We start from the raw sequence: 14998 nt of genomic DNA, 5'->3' as shown, positions 1-14998 counted from the left end.
TTGCAGGCAGAGGTCACTATGAGCAAGTCTTTCAAGCGTTTTTTGTTAACGATATTAATGTTTTCGGCCGGTTCGATGCCGGCCTATGCCCATCCTTTCCATGAGGCCGGCGAAGCGATCGGTTTCGGTAGCGGATTGCTGCATCCTTTTTCCAGTTCGGACCATATCTTGACGATGCTCGCGGTCGGCTTTTGGCTCTGCCGCAGCGGCCATGTTCGAGCCGTCGTCTCGCTGGCGCTGTCATTCCTGGCGTTGCTGTTGGTGGGCGGCGCAATGGCTTTGGTTCCGCTGGAGATTGCCCATCCCGAAACGCTGATGTACGCCGGCATTTTGGTGCTGGGCTTACTGCTGGCGTCGGGACGCCAATTGCATTGGGCTTTGTCGTTATCGGTGATTGCCGGCGTCGCGGTATGCCATGGATACGCCCATGCTTACGATATTTGGCTGGATAGCGACGCGCTCGGTTATACCGCAGGTTTTACCTTAGCGACTTTGAGTCAACTAGCGCTCGGCGTTGCCGCAAATCGGGCCATCCCGGCATTGCTGGCCGCGCCAGCCCGCTGGGGCGCAGCCCGAATAAATTAAGCAATAATTTCAACCAAAGGAGTTCCGTTCAGCCAAGTTCAATCGCAAACCAGGAAATTTCGCTTTACCCCCATCGTTCAATTTAATTATCGAGAGTAAACATGTCATTCAAAAAAGTTTTAATCGCGTTCACCCTGTTTTTTTCAATGCTGGGCTTTTCCGGCGCGACCTTGGCCAAAGAAGCCAAAAAGAGCGTGCCTGAGGTATTGAAAGAAGTGGATGCCAAGGTGCAAGCCGCTTTGGACGCGATTCCTTCTGCCGATTCGACCAAAGTCGCGAGTTTGATCAAGGAAATTTCAGAGAACGCCAGCGAACTGAGCGCCAACTACAAATTCGAATTCGAGCGCGACAAAGTGGTTTTGAAACTGAAAAAAGCCAGAGAGTTGGCTAAAAAATCCGATTTCGCCGGCGCGGAGCAAGAACTGAAAGAAGCTCGCGAAGGCTTTGCCGGGCTGACCAAATTCCAATAACAGGAAGTCAGTTACAGCTGTTTCTATTTCATGTATCGACTAGGGGCGGCCTGAGCCGCCCTTTTTTTTGCGCGGCAGAACCGCCTCAGAAGTTGACGTTGATGTTGGTAAACCAGACATGGTTGACCAAATCCGGCGCGCCGTAGTTATGCACGTATTGTAATTGGTAGCCGGTATCGACATTCAGTTGCGGTGTCAGTTTATAACCTACGCCGACATAACTGCGGTTCTGGTTGATGCCGGTTTGCACCGAACGTGCCAGACGGCCGTCGTCGAACGAATTGAAATAGACGAAGAGCTCGTCGATGCCGATCAGATAGGCTTTGGTGTCGGGTATCGAGTACACCAAACGAAAGCGGTGGCGCATGCGGTGGGCGACGTTGTCTTCCTCGGAGAAAAAGCGTTGCTCCAACCGGAAACGGTACTGAAAATTCCACTCCGGCGACCAGTTGTCTACCCATTGCAACTGTTGCATCGCATCGTTGGTGGCCAATTCGAAATCGGTCTGTTCGCTGTATTCGCCTTGCCAGGTGTAGCCGGCCCAGAGTTGCAACTTTTTTGTGAGCTTGTAACCGACCAGCGGCCGGACGATGATTTGGGCGAATTGGTCGTTGTCGGTCTTGGTTCTGGGCGCCAGTTCCAAAAAAGCCAGATAGGGGCTGCCGCCAAAGTCGGTTTGGTAAGTATTGCTGATCCAGACGCCGAAATCGTCGCGCACCGGTCCGGCCGCCGCGGCGAATGTTGCCGGCAACAGCAGGCAGGCTGCCGTCCGGCGTGGTAAAAATTTGCGCATAGTGTTCGCTTGCTGAGAATGGATAAATTACCGCAACTGCAACGCCGGGCCGCGGCAACCGCCCCTGCTAAACGAACGAAGCCGTCGCTCAGAACGCCTGGTTGGCGAACGGGTTGAAGCTGGGTCGCACCACGACGTTGAAACCGAATTCGGTGGCTTGGTGGCAGGCGTTGCAGGCAGCGGTAAGCTTATCGTAATTCGCGATAAATGCCTGTTGATTTTTGGCTGTGACGGCTTGATCCAGCTCGGCCAAGGGTTGGTCCAGATACAGCGCCAACAGATCGGGAATCGGTTGGCGAATCTGTTTGTGGGTCGGGTGATATTTGCCGGCATCTTCGATGCCTTCGTGCAGTTCGTCGACTTCGTAAGCAGCCAGATCCCAATTTTGCGCCTGTCCGGCAAACCATAACTTGGCATGGCGAGTGGCGGTTTGGGCCATGATTTCGCCCAGGCCGGGTACGAAACCGGCGATCTCCTGCCCATGCCGTTCCGGATGGGCGCAGGCGCCAAGCAGGGCGGCCAGGATTAAAGCCGTAAACGGTTTTGGTAATGTCGCTCTCATAAATGTTTCCTGGTAGTAATGGTGACCGGATCGAGCCACGCTAATCGCGCAGCATCGGCGACAGGTTACGACGGGCTGCCGTCGGTGCGCGGCTTTAGCAGCCGCGGGATATAGTAGGCGGCCAACGCCAGGCAAAGGCCCAGCACGCCGAACACCACGCCCAACCCTTTGGCGCTGCCGGCATTGGCTGCCGACGGCGCCACGGCCATAGCGACCGTCAACGGCATGTGCAAGGCGCTGGTTTCCGGCGGCGTGTGCAAATCGGAGTCCTCCACCGACAGCACCGCTTGGTATTTGCCGGCGGTTTTGAAATCCACGCTGGCCGTCAATACGCCTTGCTTGACCACGGCCATCGGCACTTCGGCGATCACTTGACCATCCTCGCGCAAAATCTTCAGGCCGACCGGTTTTTTCCGCACGTCCAGGTCCAGCAGGTCCACGGCGATTTGGGTTTTGCCGACCCGCGGCAGATCGACGCATTCGGCTTGGAGTATGGATTTATCGTCCTTGGCCTGGTTCGGGTCGAGCTGGTAGGCGGAAAAATTGACCACGTAATAGTCGTTGGTCAGCATGCAACCGTAGAGGTCGTAATTGCCGTCGGCGCCTTTGCGGTTGCCGCCCAGCGGTACCGACGCCTGCGCTTGGCCGAGGGCGGTAGCGGCCAGGATCATAGCCGGTAATATTTTCATGGCTTGGCCTCCGTACTCGCTGCTGCGGCGACGACGGTAAACTTGGAGATGCCGCTGACCACCAGCCCGTCCTCGGTAATCACCCGATAGCGGACGGCGTAAGGGCCGGGCGGCAGGGCTTGGGTGGTTGCGGCTAGTCGGTGGCGTTCGCCCAACACCAGACGGGTGTCGCCGTTGTCGACCCGTTTGCCGTGGGCATCGACCACGACGACCGACGGCGAGCGTTCGCCGACATTGCCGCTGAACCAGAATTTGACGGTGCCGTCGAAATTGCTCACTTCGGCGTTGTTTTTCGGCTCCGATTTCAACAATACGCCTTCGGCCAGGCCGGCTGGGCTGGTCAAGGCCAGCAATATGGGGACGAGTAGATTCAAAAACTTGGGCATGGTTTTCCTCAGGGCAAGCCAAAAAAACCGGCGATTAACAGTACCAGCGGGTCTGACAACGGGTGGAAAAAACCCAGCGTAATAACGATCAGGCTGATGACGAAAATCCGGGTCCAGATCGCCAAGTCCAGGTCCTGTTTGCGCCACATCAGGTGGAATGCCAACCAACTCAACAGCCAGACGCCGATGGCCAGCGTTTCCTTGCCGGTGTAAGAGCCGATGCTGCCGTCCGGCCCCTTGCCTTGCGAGCCGGGAATCCAGTAACCGTAGCTATGCACCAGCTTGTCCAGGCCGGGCGAAAGCCGGGAAATATGGTGGCTGACCATCAACGTCAAAAACGCCAGCAGTAACGCCAGGCTGGCCGCCACGACCGGGCCGGAGCGTAGCGCTTGAATATTCGATTCGGATTGTTGTTGCATCAGGCGTTCCTGGTTCAAACGAAGCGCAGTTTGGCCAGCACCAGGCCGACCACGAAACCGAGCATCAGAAAACTCCACGACACCAGGATCGTGATGCCGACGAAGCGGCACAGGTCACGTCGGGTCTGCATCGGCAAGCCGTAGTAATACAACAGCGCGGTGGCCGACAGCATCAATGGGAACGGAAACAACGAGACGAACTCTTTGAACTCCATCAGCACGTTGTGAATTGCGGGTACCCGCTCCAAAATCCAGTCGCGGGGACCGTCCTGGCCGCGGTAACGCATGTAGATCCAGTTGCCGCTGATCGCGCCGGCCAAGTTCAGCAGGGTGGCTACCAGTAGCCAGCGGCGCAGCGACTCCAGATTGACGTGCATGCCTTTGATCAACGGCAAGGCCCTATGCGTCAAATAAGTACCGACGACCAACGCCAGAATGGCGCTGAGGCCGTGGATGCCGGCCTTGAGGCTGTAGGCGCTGGGAAACCAGAAATTGGCGAGCGGTAAACAGAGTAATAGGGCCAGTGCAATCCCCACTTGCGCGCGAATCACGATTTTGCCGAAATTGTCATGTGTGTAATGTCCTGTGGACATTCAGCCTCTCCCTAAGAATCGCGGCCGGTAACCCCGGCTCTTTTCATAAATAACCCGCTTTGCCGCTGGCGCGGTGCGGGTTCCGCTTGCGTTATAATCGCCGGCTCCTATAACGACTATAAGAACAGGAGCTTGCTGTGGAACGTTTTACTATCTCTCTCAGCGACGAGCTGGCGGCGGAGTTCGACCAATGGATCGCCGCCCGCGGCTATTCCAACCGCTCCGAAGCCGTCCGCGACCTGTTGCGCAAGGAAATCGAGACCAAACGGCTGAAACAGGATCAAGCCATTTACAGCATCGCCACGCTGTCCTATGTCTACAACCACCACGAACGCAACCTGGCGGAGCGCCTGACCGGCCACCAGCACGACGCCCACGATCTGGTGGTATCGTCGATGCACGTGCATCTGGATCACGACGACTGCCTGGAAACCTTGTTTCTACGCGGATTGACCGCGCGCATCCGGGCGTTCGCCGACAAGCTGTCCGCCGAAACCGGCGTCCGCCACGCCTCGCTCAATCTGGTACCGGTCAAAATGGCGACCGGTACTCACCAGCACGATCACCACGGCCATAGCCATTCGCATATACATCCGCATAGCTGAGTCGGGTAGGAAGCCCGATGCGGCGCATGATAAGACATTTTATTTATTATTCATAATTTTTAAAAATGTGCTATGTGTCGTATGATTCGTTGCCCATTCGTCTTAACGGGCATTTGAATTGACTGCAAAAGGCTTTTTTCGTCGCTAAACCATGAAGTTGCGCCGCTCCCAAACCCCATTCCACAAGTTGCCCGTTTGGCTGCGGCCGTTGGGTTTCGGCTTGCTGCTCCTTGCATTCGCGGCGTTGGTGGGTGCGCAATTTATCGGTTTGGATGCGCTGGGCTGGAATAACGGATTTAACCATCCGCTGGCCGGGTGGGACCATTTGCTGGCGATGTTGGCGGTCGGGATTTGGGCCGCTCAGCTGCGCGGCCAAGCGATCTGGATGCTGCCCTTGGCCTTCGTCGGCGTGATGAGTCTGGGCGGATTGGCCGGCGCTGCCGGGATCACGATACCCAGCGTCGAAGGCATCGTTCTGTTGTCATGTGCGGTATTCGCGCTGCTGATCACGCGCAAGGTCCGCTTCAGCAGCAAGGTCAATGTCTTGATCGTCGCCTTTTTCGCCTTTTTTCACGGTTTTGCCCACGGCCAGGAAATTTCCGCCTCAGCCAGCCTGATCTCTTATACCCTGGGCTTTATGCTGGCGACTTTGCTGCTGCATGGCGCCGGCATCGTGGTCGCCAAGTTGGTGGTGCTGGCCGCGACTTTTCTTTTGACCGCGATGTTTTCGCAGGCGGTATGGGCCAAAGCCGGCCCGGCCGAAGCCGCCGGACCTGCCGCTTCGAAACATTTGCACGCGGATGCGGCGTTTTACTCCGGCAATTTGGCGGGCTACCCCGGCGGCGGGCTGGAGCGAGTTTCCGGCGCGGTCGCGGTAACTGCGACCTGCCATAGCGCGGCGGCGAACAGTAGCGCCAAAGCCGCTCTAGCCAAACCGCCCGCCGGGCATGCGGTCGCTGGCTCCGAATCGGTTGCGGCGTGCGCGTTGCCTGTGCTTGATTTCTGCGCGATGGCGCTGGCCGATATGGCCCGCAATTGCCTGAGCGGTTTCAAACAGCGCTTTCCGGATATCAACCAGACACCGGGCACCCAACTGCTCAGCAGCGGTGTCGGCCGCACTTCGCCGCCGCTTTCCGTTTCCGCAAGCCCCGCCCCGATTTCTTTAGCGTTTCGCTCCACCCCTTCCGTATCGGCTGAAACCATTCAGCAAATCCGCGCCGAATCTTTTGGCGTCGCTCCCGACACCCGAATTTTTTACCGCCTGCATGCGGCCGCCTTTCGCGCCGCCGGCAACGGCTTGGCTCGACGTTGCCTTAGCGCCGGCCGTTCCCGCACGTTTGCCGCGAGCAAAACCGCTTTCCACATCCAATCCGGCTCGAGACCGGTGTTCATAACAACAACCACCGCAACGATATTCGCACTATGAGGAAGAATATGTACCCACTTCGCCTGACCCGGCGCGCCGCGCTGTTTCCCAAAACACTAATGGCCGTTGGCCTGGAAATCGCCCTCGGTTTGGCCGGGGCCGAAGTGTTGGCCGAGCCGGCGCCGGATATGGTTGCCGTCGCCGCTGCAGAAGAGGATAAGCCGGCGGTCAAAACCGCCAACAAAGCCAAAAAAGCGGAAAAGTCGGAAGAACTGGAAGCGGTGCAAGTCGAGGAAGACGGCCGCGGCAAAAATCTGATCGGTATCGCGCCGTCGGCCTCGCAAGGTGAAGTCAGCCAGAAGCAATTCGAGCACCGGCCGTTCTCGCGTAACGGTGAGCTGGTCGAAGTCGTGCCCGGCGCCATCGCCACCCAGCACAGCGGCTCCGGCAAGGCTAACCAATACTTCCTGCGCGGTTTCAATTTGGATCACGGCACCGACTTCACCACCTTCGTCGATGGCATCCCGATGAACATGACCACCCACGCCCACGGTCAGGGTTACATGGACATCAATAGCATCATTCCGGAACTGGTCAAGAAAGTCGAATACGGCAAAGGCCCGTATTACGCCGAGGTCGGCGATTTTTCCGCGGCCGGTTACGCCAAGATGTTCACGATGGACAAACTGGACCAGGGCATTTTGAAATTCACCGCCGGCTCGTTCGATTATTACCGGACTTTGGTCGCCAACTCGATGAAAGTCGGCGACGGCGATTTGCTCTATGCCGGCGAATTCAATCTTTACGACGGTGTCTGGCAAGTGCCGGAAGACTCGAAGAAATTCAACGGCCAGTTGCGTTACACCTTGGGGGGCGACGATTGGGGGCTATCGATCAACGGTAAGGCCTATACCAACAGTTGGACCGCGACCAACCAGATTCCGCAGGCGGCGATCGACAACGGCAGTCTCGGGCTATACGGCTCTATGGACCCGACCGACGGCGGCAAGACCAACCGCTACAGTCTGTCCAGCAGCTTCTGGAATCAGGGCGACAATTGGAAAAACGACGCCAATATCTATGCTGTGTATACCGACCTGGACTTGTATTCCAACTTCAGCGGCTTCACCCGCGGTGCCGGCGGCGACCAGATTCTGCAAACCGAACAACGGGTACAAACCGGCGGCCATTTCGAGCATACCCGTTACAACAAATTGTTCGGCTTCGAAATGGATAACAGTGTCGGCCTGCAATTCCGTAACGACCAGATCATGGGCCTGGGCCTATACGAAACCGAAGCGCGCCGGATCATGAACACGGTCAGCCGCAGCAACGTCGGCGTCACCACGGTCGGCACCTACTTCAAAAACACCACCCATTGGCACGATAAGGTCCGTACCATCGCCGGCCTGCGCGGCGATTTCATCAATAACGACGTCGAGGTGCTGGACAATCGCAACCAGGATCCGGCGATCAACGCCGCCAACTCCGGTAGCCGCGGCAAGGTTATGGTCAGTCCGAAAATCAGCTTGGTATTGGGGCCCTGGTACGACACCGAATTTTTCTTTAACGCCGGTTACGGTTACCACTCCAATGATGCCCGCGGCACCACGTTGCAACGCAATCCCAACGACGGTTCGCCGGCGGTGGACGACGCCGGACTGTCGATTGCCCGCATTCGCCCCGCCGCCTGGTCGCGCGGCGGCGAGGCCGGTATCCGTACCAATTATGTACCGGGCCTGAACAGTACCTTCGCCCTGTGGTGGCTGGAGTCGAGCCAGGAATTGGTATTCGTCGGCGACGCCGGTACCACGGAAGCAACCGGCAAATCGCACCGTTACGGTATCGAACTGACCAACTACTACAAACCGTTCGATTGGTTGACGCTGGATGCCGACTTTGCGCTGACCACCGCCAAATACGCCGACAACAATCTTTACGTTCCGAATTCGGTCGGCCGGGTGGTTTCCACCGGCGCTACGATCGAAGCGCCGAACGGCCTATTCGGCGCCATTCGCTTGCGGCATTTCGGCCGGGTCTACCTAGACCGCGATCCGGATACCAATGTCGATTATTGGTCCGGTGATACCAACATCGTCAACCTCAGCGCCGGTTACAAACATAAGCAATACAAGTTCGAGATCGACGTGTTCAACATCCTCGGCTCGCAAAGCAACGACATTGCCTATGCCTACGAGTACGCCTACCCGAACGGTTCGCCCAACCAGTTCGGCATCTTGAAGCATCCGGTCGAACCGCGCATGTTCCGCGGCACCATTTCGATCAATTTCTGAGGTAAGCGGTATGGCAATTCGCATTCCGGCTTCCCGGCTGCCGCTGATAGTGTTGGCTTTGATGGCCGGTCGGGCCTCCGCCCATGCGCCCGGACTCAGCTCGCTGGATCTGGCGCTGAAACCGGACCACATCGAGGCCACCGCAACCTTTGCGTTGCAGGATATCGAAGCCTTCGTGGCGATGGATAGCGATCTCGACGCCGAGGTCAGCGACGCCGAGCGCGAAGCGGCCAAGCCCGCCATCGCCAAACTGCTGGCGGAACAATTGCGTATCGCGGTTGACGGCGTCGACGCGCAGAGCCAGCCCGGCCCGGTCAGTTACGACGGCAAGAACAATGCCCAGGTCGAGTTGCAGTATCCGCTGGTGGCGCAGCGCCAGTTGCGGCTGCAATCCGGATTTCTGGCATTGCTGCCGGACGGCCACCAGCAATATTTGACGGTACGCGATGCCGCCGGAAAATCGCTGGCCGAAAAGATGCTGGGCCGCAGCGATGACCAGTTGGATTTGACTCTCGCCGCCGCCGCGGACTCGGCAGCCCCCCAAGCTGCGTTCGCGGCGTTCGGCGACTTTTTTAAGTTGGGTATCGAACACATCCTGACCGGCTACGACCACCTGCTGTTCCTGTTCGCATTATTGGCGGTGACACATAGTTTGTGGCCGGCGTTGAAGATCATCACCTTCTTTACCATCGCCCATTCCATCACCCTGGCCTGCGCCGGATTGCGGCTAGTCGAATTGCCGGCCAGTTTCGTCGAACCCTTCATCGCCGCGACGATTATCTACGTCGGCATCGAGAACATTGTCCGTGGCGACAAGCCCAAGGGCCGGCACTGGCTGACCTTCGGTTTCGGGCTGATCCACGGCTTCGGCTTTGCCGGGGTGTTGCAGGAAATGAACATCTCGGCGGCCGACACCGGGATTTTGTTGCCGCTGCTGGCGTTCAACTTAGGCATAGAAAGCGGACAGATTGCCGTCGCGGCGCTGGTGCTGCCGTTGATCTGGTGGCTGAACAATCAGGTCGCAACGGCCAGCCGGTTTTTGAAGGGCGGCTCGGTCGCGGTCAGTGTGATGGGCGCCTTCTGGCTGGTGGAGCGGACCATGTTGTAACCGGCTGCGACCGGCGGCGCGGTTTACGTCAGCCGATAGTTTTGCAACCCGGCCCCTCGCGGCCGGGACCGATTTCCAAACCGAAAAAAAACGGCTGTTTCCAGCCAGGGCCGGCTATTGCCCGCCGTTTGGCCATGGCTCCGGTCTGGAGGTTGGTAAACGATTGAATACAAATATTTTTTATTAAAACAACTACAAAAATGCTTGAGGAGGAAGGCCGTGGAACTGACCCACTTATTAGAAACCATTCTGTACCGGATTTCGTCGTCGTTATACCTGCCGGTATTGCTGATCGTTACGTTGTTGGCAGCCTATTCGGTCTATGCCTGCGGCCGATTGTTGCAGGAATGGCTGGACCGGCGCAAAGCCGGCTCGCGTAGCGTGCGCCTTTTCAATCTCGATCTGGCCGTCGCGCTGGGTAAAAACCGGCGCTCCGAAGCGCCGCTCGATGTGGAATTGGAGCTGCTGTTGCAAAACCACGAGCACCGGCAATTGGTCAAACTCGACCAAATCCGTTTCGTGATCAAACTCGGCCCGGCACTGGGTTTGATGGGCACCTTGATTCCGATGGGCATTTCGCTGGCTGCCTTGGCCCAAGGCAATATCCCGAGCATGGCCGGCAGCATGGTCACCGCGTTCACTGCTACCGTGACCGGCCTCGGTTGCGGCGTGGTGGCTTATTTGATCGCGCTGGTGCGCGAACAATGGCTGCGCGCCGATTTTGCGGCGATGCGGCACCAGGCCGAGCTGGCCGCCAGCCGGATGTTGGACGTGCCGGACGCGAGCATAGAGGAGGATGGCCATGCGCTATCTGAGACGCTCTAACCTGCACCGCAACAGCGAGCCGTTGGAAGATCCGATCGCCGGCGTCGCCAACCTGTTCGACGCCAGCGTGGTATTCATCGTCAGCATGATGGTGGCCTTGTTCATGGCCTACAACATGCTGGACCTGATGAATCCCGAATCGACCGTGACGATGACCAAGCAAAACGCCGACGGCACGATGGAAATCGTCAGCAAAAAAGGCTCGCAAATCAAGGTATCCAAGGTCACCGACCGCAAACTCAGCGGTTCCGGCGAGCGTTTGGGCACCGCATACCGGTTGAACGACGGCAAGGTGGTTTATGTACCCGAATAAACTTTTTGGCTGGCTGTTATGTATTTTGCTATGGGTGTTTAACTCTATGGCATTTGCAGAACAAGCTCAGGTTAACCTGAGCCTGATTTTGGGCGACCTGGATTCGCAAACCGCCGTCGAAGCCGCGCGCAAATTGCAAAACGATCCGCTACTGCAAGGCGTGAAACTGCGGGTTTATTCCAGCTCGAAACTGGCGCAAGCCGAGCAGGCCGAATTGCAGCAATCCAACTTGGTACTGGCGCAAATCACCGGGCGCGGCATTTTGCGCGAAGGCGGCGCGGTGTTCAAACAAATCGCCGCGCGCGGCGGCAAGTTGTATGCGGTGGGTTTGAGTTACGACGCCGATTTCGCCGATTACGGCTTGCAACTGGATAAAGACCTGCAAGCCTATATGTCGGCCGGCGGCGCCGACAACGCCGCCAACATGATCCGGCTGGCCCTGGCCAAATTCAAACATGTCCAAGCCGAAATCGCGCCGCCGCAAGCCCAACCGGAGATCGGCGCCTTCGATGTGCGCAGCAAACGATTGTTTGCCGATTTCGACAGCTATCAAAAGGCTTATGCCGGCTATCAGGCTGCCCGGCCCTGGATCGCGATCCTGTTCTACCGCTCGTCGGCGCTGTCCGGCCAGACCGACACCGTCAAAGCGTTGGCCGAACAATTGGAAGCCAAGGGCTACAACGTGCTGCCGGTATTCGGCTATCCCTACGACAAGACGCTGGAAAAAATGCTGGTCGACGGCAACGGCAAATCCCGTGTCGCAGCCATCGCCGCGCTGGCGTTGAAGATCGGCGCCAGCCCGGACAAGACCGTACCGACGCTGACGCGTTTGGGCGTGCCGGTGTTGAATGGCATCGCCTTGAACAGCCAGAGCCAAACGCAGTGGACCGAATCGGCGACCGGTCTTGACGTGATGGAGCGGGCTTGGCAAGTGGCGTTGCCGGAATTCGCCGGCGAAATTGCGCCGACCGTGGTGGCAAGTAAAGAAAGCGTGCACGACCAGGCCACCGGCCAGGATTTCGTCCGCGAAGCGCCGATTCCGGAACGCGTCGCCCGCTACGCCGACCGCCTCGACAAATGGGCGAAACTGCGCCGCACCGCCAACGCCGACAAAAAAGTCGCATTGCTGTACTACAACTACCCGCCCGGCAAGGAAAACATCGGCGCCTCGTATCTGAATGTGTTGCCGGAATCGTTGCTGTTGATCATGGAGCGGCTGCGCAAGGAAGGTTACCGATTGGGTAACGCACCGACCGATGGCGAAGCCTTGAAAGCCGCCGTCAAAAACCACGGCATCAACCTCGGCAACTGGGAACCGGGCGCGATTGCCGAGGCCGCCGCCAGCGGCCGCGCGGTGTTGTTGCCGATCGCCGAGTATCAGCAGTGGTTCGAGGCGCTGCCGGAAACCTTCAAGGCCGCGATGCTGAAGTCTTGGGGCAAGCCGGAAGACAGCAAAATCGGCGCCTGGACCGACAGCAAAGGCCAACGCTTTCTGATCCTGCCGGCACTGCAATACGGCAACTTGTTGTTGGCGCCGCAACCGTCGCGCGGCTCGGAGCAGGACGTCAAAAAACTGTACCACGACGTAACGATGCCGCCGCATCATCAATACGTGGCGTTCTATTTGTGGCTACAAAAAGGCTACCACGCCGACGCGATGATCCATCTCGGTACGCATGCCACCCACGAATGGCTCTCCGGAAAGGAAGTCGGTTTCACCGCCGCCGATCCCGGTGAGATTCTGATGGCCGATGTGCCGCAGATTTACCCCTACATCATGGACGATGTGGGCGAAGCCTTGCAGGCCAAGCGGCGGGCGATGGCGACGATCATCTCGCATATGACACCGCCGCTCGATAAAGCCGATCTGAATCCGGAACTGGCCAAACTGGCGGGTTTGTTGGACGACTACAACGTCGCCGCCCAGAAAAGCGAGCAATTGGCGAAGATTCGCTTGGACGAGATCAACCAAATCGCCAGCAAGGCCGGGCTGTTGAAAGACTTGAAAATGCAACGGGCCGAAACGGCCGACCAGTTGGAAGAACTGGAGCATTATCTGAAGGAAATCCGCGAGAAAAAAGTGCCAATGGGCTTGCATACCTTCGGCAAGGCGCCGGATGAAGCAACCCGATTGCGTTTCGCCGAAGCCGTCGTCGCCCGCGATCCGACGCTGAAAGGCGCTGCGTTGAAACAAAAAGTCCAGGCCACGGCCAAATTGATTGCCGAGAGCGCCAACGCGGAAATGGATGCGTTGCTCGATGCCCTGGCCGGCCGCTACATCCCGGCCGGCAGCGGCGGCGATCCGTTACGCAACCCGGACGCACTGCCGACGGGCAAGGATTTGTACGGCTTCGATCCGTCGCGGATACCCAGCGAAGCGGTTTACAACGAAGGCGCGCGCTTGGCTGAGCAAGTGGTCAAAGACTTCAAAAAGCAGCACGGCCACTATCCGGAACGGTTGGTGTTCAATTTATGGGGCGTGGAAAGCTCGCGCCACGAAGGCGTGATGGAAGCCGAGATCATGCATCTGCTCGGCGTCAAACCGCATTGGGACGAACGCGGCCGCACCCAGGGCGTGGACGTGATTGCCCGCGACACGTTGGGACGGCCGCGCGTCGACGTCACCATTATTCCGTCCGGCTTATACCGCGACTTGTTCGCTTCGGTCATTAAACTGCTGGATCAGGCCGAAACCAAGGCCCAGGAACAAGACGAGCCCGACAACCCGCTGCGTCGACATATCAAAGAAACCCAGGCCGAATTGGTCAAGCGCGGCTTGAAGCCGGAGGAAGCGCTGGATATGGCTTCGGCCCGCTTGTTCAGCGTGCCGTCCGGCGCTTACGGTACCAATCTGGATCGGGCGATTCCGCTGTCCAACACCTGGACGGACGAAAAACAACTGGCCGACGTGTTCTTCAATCGCATGCACCACGTTTACGGCCGCGGCCATTGGGGCGAAGCGGCCAGCAAGGATGCGACGCTGGCGGTGGACTTGTTCAAGTTGTCGTTGAAAGACACCGACGCGGTCATCCACAGTCGCTCCAGCAACGTCTACGCCTCGTTGGACGGCGACGACTTCTTCCAATACCTGGGCGGTACGGCAATGGCCGCAAGGCAAGTCAACGGCAAGACCCCGGACGTGCTGGTCGCCGATCTGGCCGACCCGACCGCCGCCAAGACCATGAGTCTGGAACGTTACCAGGGCCGGGAAATGCAAAGTCGTTACCTGAACCCGAAATGGATAGAGTCGATGTTGAAGGAAGGCTACGCCGGTGCCCGCTTCATCAATATGGTCGCGGAAAACCTGTGGGGCTGGCAGGTGACGGTGCCGGAAGCAGTCGGCGCCGAGAAATGGCAAGCCATGTACGAAACCTATGTCGAGGACAAATACCAGCTCGATATTCAGAAGAAGTTCGAACAAGCCGACAACCTGCTGGCCTATCAGGCCATGGTGGACCGGATGCTGGTGGCGATCAACAAGGGTTACTGGCAGGCCGACCCGGCGGTGAAAGCCAAGCTGGAACAGGTCAACAAGGAAGTCATCGCCAAAGCCGGTGTGGCCTGCAATAAAGACACGTGCAGCAGTCCGGAAATCAGCAAACTGGCCGAGCAGCAGGACGCGGCCAAGGCTGCAAAAGCCGCGGCGCAGGGGGCGCAAGCGCAACCTCCGGCGCCCGCAGCAGCGGCTCAGTCACAACCGCAGCCAACACAGGCTCAGCAACCGCCTTCTCAACAACCTCCCGCTCAAGCGCAAGCCGCGCCGAATGCCGCCCAACCCTTGGAAGGCTACGAGATGGAAGAGAAGAAAGCGGCCAACGACAGCGGCGAGCAGCAACAGGCGTTGAGCCCGGAGCAAAGTTGGTGGCTGTTGTTCAGCGTACTGGCTTTGTTCGCGGCCGGTTACTGGCGCGGCTATCGCGAGCGCAAGCAAGCCGAAGCGAAAGATCGCGAGTAATGCCGGCTTAGGCGCGGCAGCGGCAAATCCCGCCG

15 protein-coding genes are annotated in these 14998 nt (G+C 58.3%); 9 read left to right on the top strand and 6 right to left on the bottom strand.

What is annotated here, in order from left to right:
* The first annotated feature begins 18 nt into the window (after positions 1 to 18).
* Positions 19 to 585, top strand: coding sequence for a HupE/UreJ family protein (locus tag NP603_RS00075; protein ID WP_256608875.1), 567 nt, complete (start codon positions 19 to 21; stop codon positions 583 to 585).
* Positions 586 to 686: 101 nt separating this feature from the next.
* Entirely contained in the window at positions 687 to 1055 is a 369-nt protein-coding gene (locus tag NP603_RS00070; RefSeq protein WP_256608874.1) for a hypothetical protein, read from the top strand.
* An 85-nt stretch (positions 1056 to 1140) separates the two neighbouring features.
* Here the strand turns inward: NP603_RS00070 and NP603_RS00065 are convergent, their stop codons facing one another.
* The 6 genes from NP603_RS00065 to NP603_RS00040 all read right to left on the bottom strand — a co-directional run bounded on the left by NP603_RS00065 (position 1141) and on the right by NP603_RS00040 (position 4497).
* Positions 1141 to 1848, bottom strand: a complete 708-nt coding sequence (locus tag NP603_RS00065; protein ID WP_256608873.1) for a DUF2490 domain-containing protein — start codon at positions 1846 to 1848, stop codon at positions 1141 to 1143.
* An 88-nt stretch (positions 1849 to 1936) separates the two neighbouring features.
* Positions 1937 to 2410: a hypothetical protein gene (locus NP603_RS00060; protein ID WP_256608872.1), complete on the bottom strand. Its 474-nt coding sequence runs from the start codon at positions 2408 to 2410 to the stop codon at positions 1937 to 1939.
* 65 nt (positions 2411 to 2475) lie between these two features.
* Positions 2476 to 3099, bottom strand: a complete 624-nt coding sequence (locus tag NP603_RS00055; protein WP_256608871.1) for a hypothetical protein — start codon at positions 3097 to 3099, stop codon at positions 2476 to 2478.
* Positions 3096 to 3485, bottom strand: coding sequence for a copper resistance CopC family protein (locus NP603_RS00050; protein ID WP_256608870.1), 390 nt, complete (start codon positions 3483 to 3485; stop codon positions 3096 to 3098). The genes NP603_RS00055 and NP603_RS00050 overlap by 4 nt, the downstream gene beginning before the upstream one ends.
* A gap of 8 nt (positions 3486 to 3493) precedes the next feature.
* Positions 3494 to 3904: a hypothetical protein gene (locus NP603_RS00045; RefSeq protein WP_256608869.1), complete on the bottom strand. Its 411-nt coding sequence runs from the start codon at positions 3902 to 3904 to the stop codon at positions 3494 to 3496.
* A 14-nt stretch (positions 3905 to 3918) separates the two neighbouring features.
* Positions 3919 to 4497 carry a hypothetical protein gene (locus tag NP603_RS00040; protein ID WP_256608868.1) on the bottom strand — a complete coding sequence of 193 codons (579 nt, stop codon included), beginning with the start codon at positions 4495 to 4497 and terminating at the stop codon, positions 3919 to 3921.
* Positions 4498 to 4634: 137 nt separating this feature from the next.
* Here NP603_RS00040 and nikR point away from each other — a divergent pair, with 137 nt between their 5' ends.
* The 7 genes from nikR to NP603_RS00005 all read left to right on the top strand — a co-directional run bounded on the left by nikR (position 4635) and on the right by NP603_RS00005 (position 14963).
* Positions 4635 to 5102, top strand: a complete 468-nt coding sequence (gene nikR, locus NP603_RS00035; RefSeq protein WP_256608867.1) for a nickel-responsive transcriptional regulator NikR — start codon at positions 4635 to 4637, stop codon at positions 5100 to 5102.
* Positions 5103 to 5253: 151 nt separating this feature from the next.
* Positions 5254 to 6528, top strand: a complete 1275-nt coding sequence (locus tag NP603_RS00030) for a HupE/UreJ family protein (RefSeq protein WP_256608866.1) — start codon at positions 5254 to 5256, stop codon at positions 6526 to 6528.
* A gap of 8 nt (positions 6529 to 6536) precedes the next feature.
* A complete protein-coding gene (locus NP603_RS00025; protein ID WP_256608865.1) occupies positions 6537 to 8762 on the top strand; it encodes a TonB-dependent receptor in 2226 nt (741 codons plus the stop codon).
* Between the two features lie 10 nt (positions 8763 to 8772).
* Complete coding sequence (locus tag NP603_RS00020; RefSeq protein ID WP_256608864.1) at positions 8773 to 9870, top strand: HupE/UreJ family protein; 1098 nt, start codon at positions 8773 to 8775, stop codon at positions 9868 to 9870.
* A 219-nt stretch (positions 9871 to 10089) separates the two neighbouring features.
* Positions 10090 to 10695, top strand: a complete 606-nt coding sequence (locus NP603_RS00015; RefSeq protein WP_256608863.1) for a MotA/TolQ/ExbB proton channel family protein — start codon at positions 10090 to 10092, stop codon at positions 10693 to 10695.
* Positions 10673 to 11008, top strand: a complete 336-nt coding sequence (locus NP603_RS00010; RefSeq protein WP_256608862.1) for a DUF2149 domain-containing protein — start codon at positions 10673 to 10675, stop codon at positions 11006 to 11008. The genes NP603_RS00015 and NP603_RS00010 overlap by 23 nt, the downstream gene beginning before the upstream one ends.
* Before the next feature lie 46 nt (positions 11009 to 11054).
* Positions 11055 to 14963 carry a cobaltochelatase subunit CobN gene (locus NP603_RS00005; RefSeq protein WP_256608861.1) on the top strand — a complete coding sequence of 1303 codons (3909 nt, stop codon included), beginning with the start codon at positions 11055 to 11057 and terminating at the stop codon, positions 14961 to 14963.
* The last annotated feature ends 35 nt before the right edge of the window (positions 14964 to 14998 follow it).

The sequence above is a fragment of the Methylomonas aurea genome, from assembly GCF_024505045.1.
Classification (GTDB): Bacteria; Pseudomonadota; Gammaproteobacteria; order Methylococcales; family Methylomonadaceae; genus Methylomonas; species Methylomonas aurea.
Note: the sequence above shows the minus strand (reverse complement) of the source record. Positions and strands in the feature narration are given on the sequence as shown.

Bases quoted from the DNA above. Each gene is read 5' to 3' on its own strand.
- NP603_RS00010 (WP_256608862.1), top strand. From the start codon at position 10,673: ATGCGCTATCTGAGACGCTCTAACCTGCACCGCAACAGCGAGCCGTTG.
- NP603_RS00060 (WP_256608872.1), bottom strand. From the start codon at position 2,410: ATGAGAGCGACATTACCAAAACCGTTTACGGCTTTAATCCTGGCCGCC.
- NP603_RS00070 (WP_256608874.1), top strand. From the start codon at position 687: ATGTCATTCAAAAAAGTTTTAATCGCGTTCACCCTGTTTTTTTCAATG.
- NP603_RS00065 (WP_256608873.1), bottom strand. From the start codon at position 1,848: ATGCGCAAATTTTTACCACGCCGGACGGCAGCCTGCCTGCTGTTGCCG.
- NP603_RS00075 (WP_256608875.1), top strand. From the start codon at position 19: ATGAGCAAGTCTTTCAAGCGTTTTTTGTTAACGATATTAATGTTTTCG.
- NP603_RS00025 (WP_256608865.1), top strand. From the start codon at position 6,537: ATGTACCCACTTCGCCTGACCCGGCGCGCCGCGCTGTTTCCCAAAACA.
- NP603_RS00040 (WP_256608868.1), bottom strand. From the start codon at position 4,497: ATGTCCACAGGACATTACACACATGACAATTTCGGCAAAATCGTGATT.
- NP603_RS00020 (WP_256608864.1), top strand. From the start codon at position 8,773: ATGGCAATTCGCATTCCGGCTTCCCGGCTGCCGCTGATAGTGTTGGCT.
- NP603_RS00005 (WP_256608861.1), top strand. From the start codon at position 11,055: ATGGCATTTGCAGAACAAGCTCAGGTTAACCTGAGCCTGATTTTGGGC.
- NP603_RS00050 (WP_256608870.1), bottom strand. From the start codon at position 3,485: ATGCCCAAGTTTTTGAATCTACTCGTCCCCATATTGCTGGCCTTGACC.
- NP603_RS00045 (WP_256608869.1), bottom strand. From the start codon at position 3,904: ATGCAACAACAATCCGAATCGAATATTCAAGCGCTACGCTCCGGCCCG.
- NP603_RS00055 (WP_256608871.1), bottom strand. From the start codon at position 3,099: ATGAAAATATTACCGGCTATGATCCTGGCCGCTACCGCCCTCGGCCAA.
- NP603_RS00030 (WP_256608866.1), top strand. From the start codon at position 5,254: ATGAAGTTGCGCCGCTCCCAAACCCCATTCCACAAGTTGCCCGTTTGG.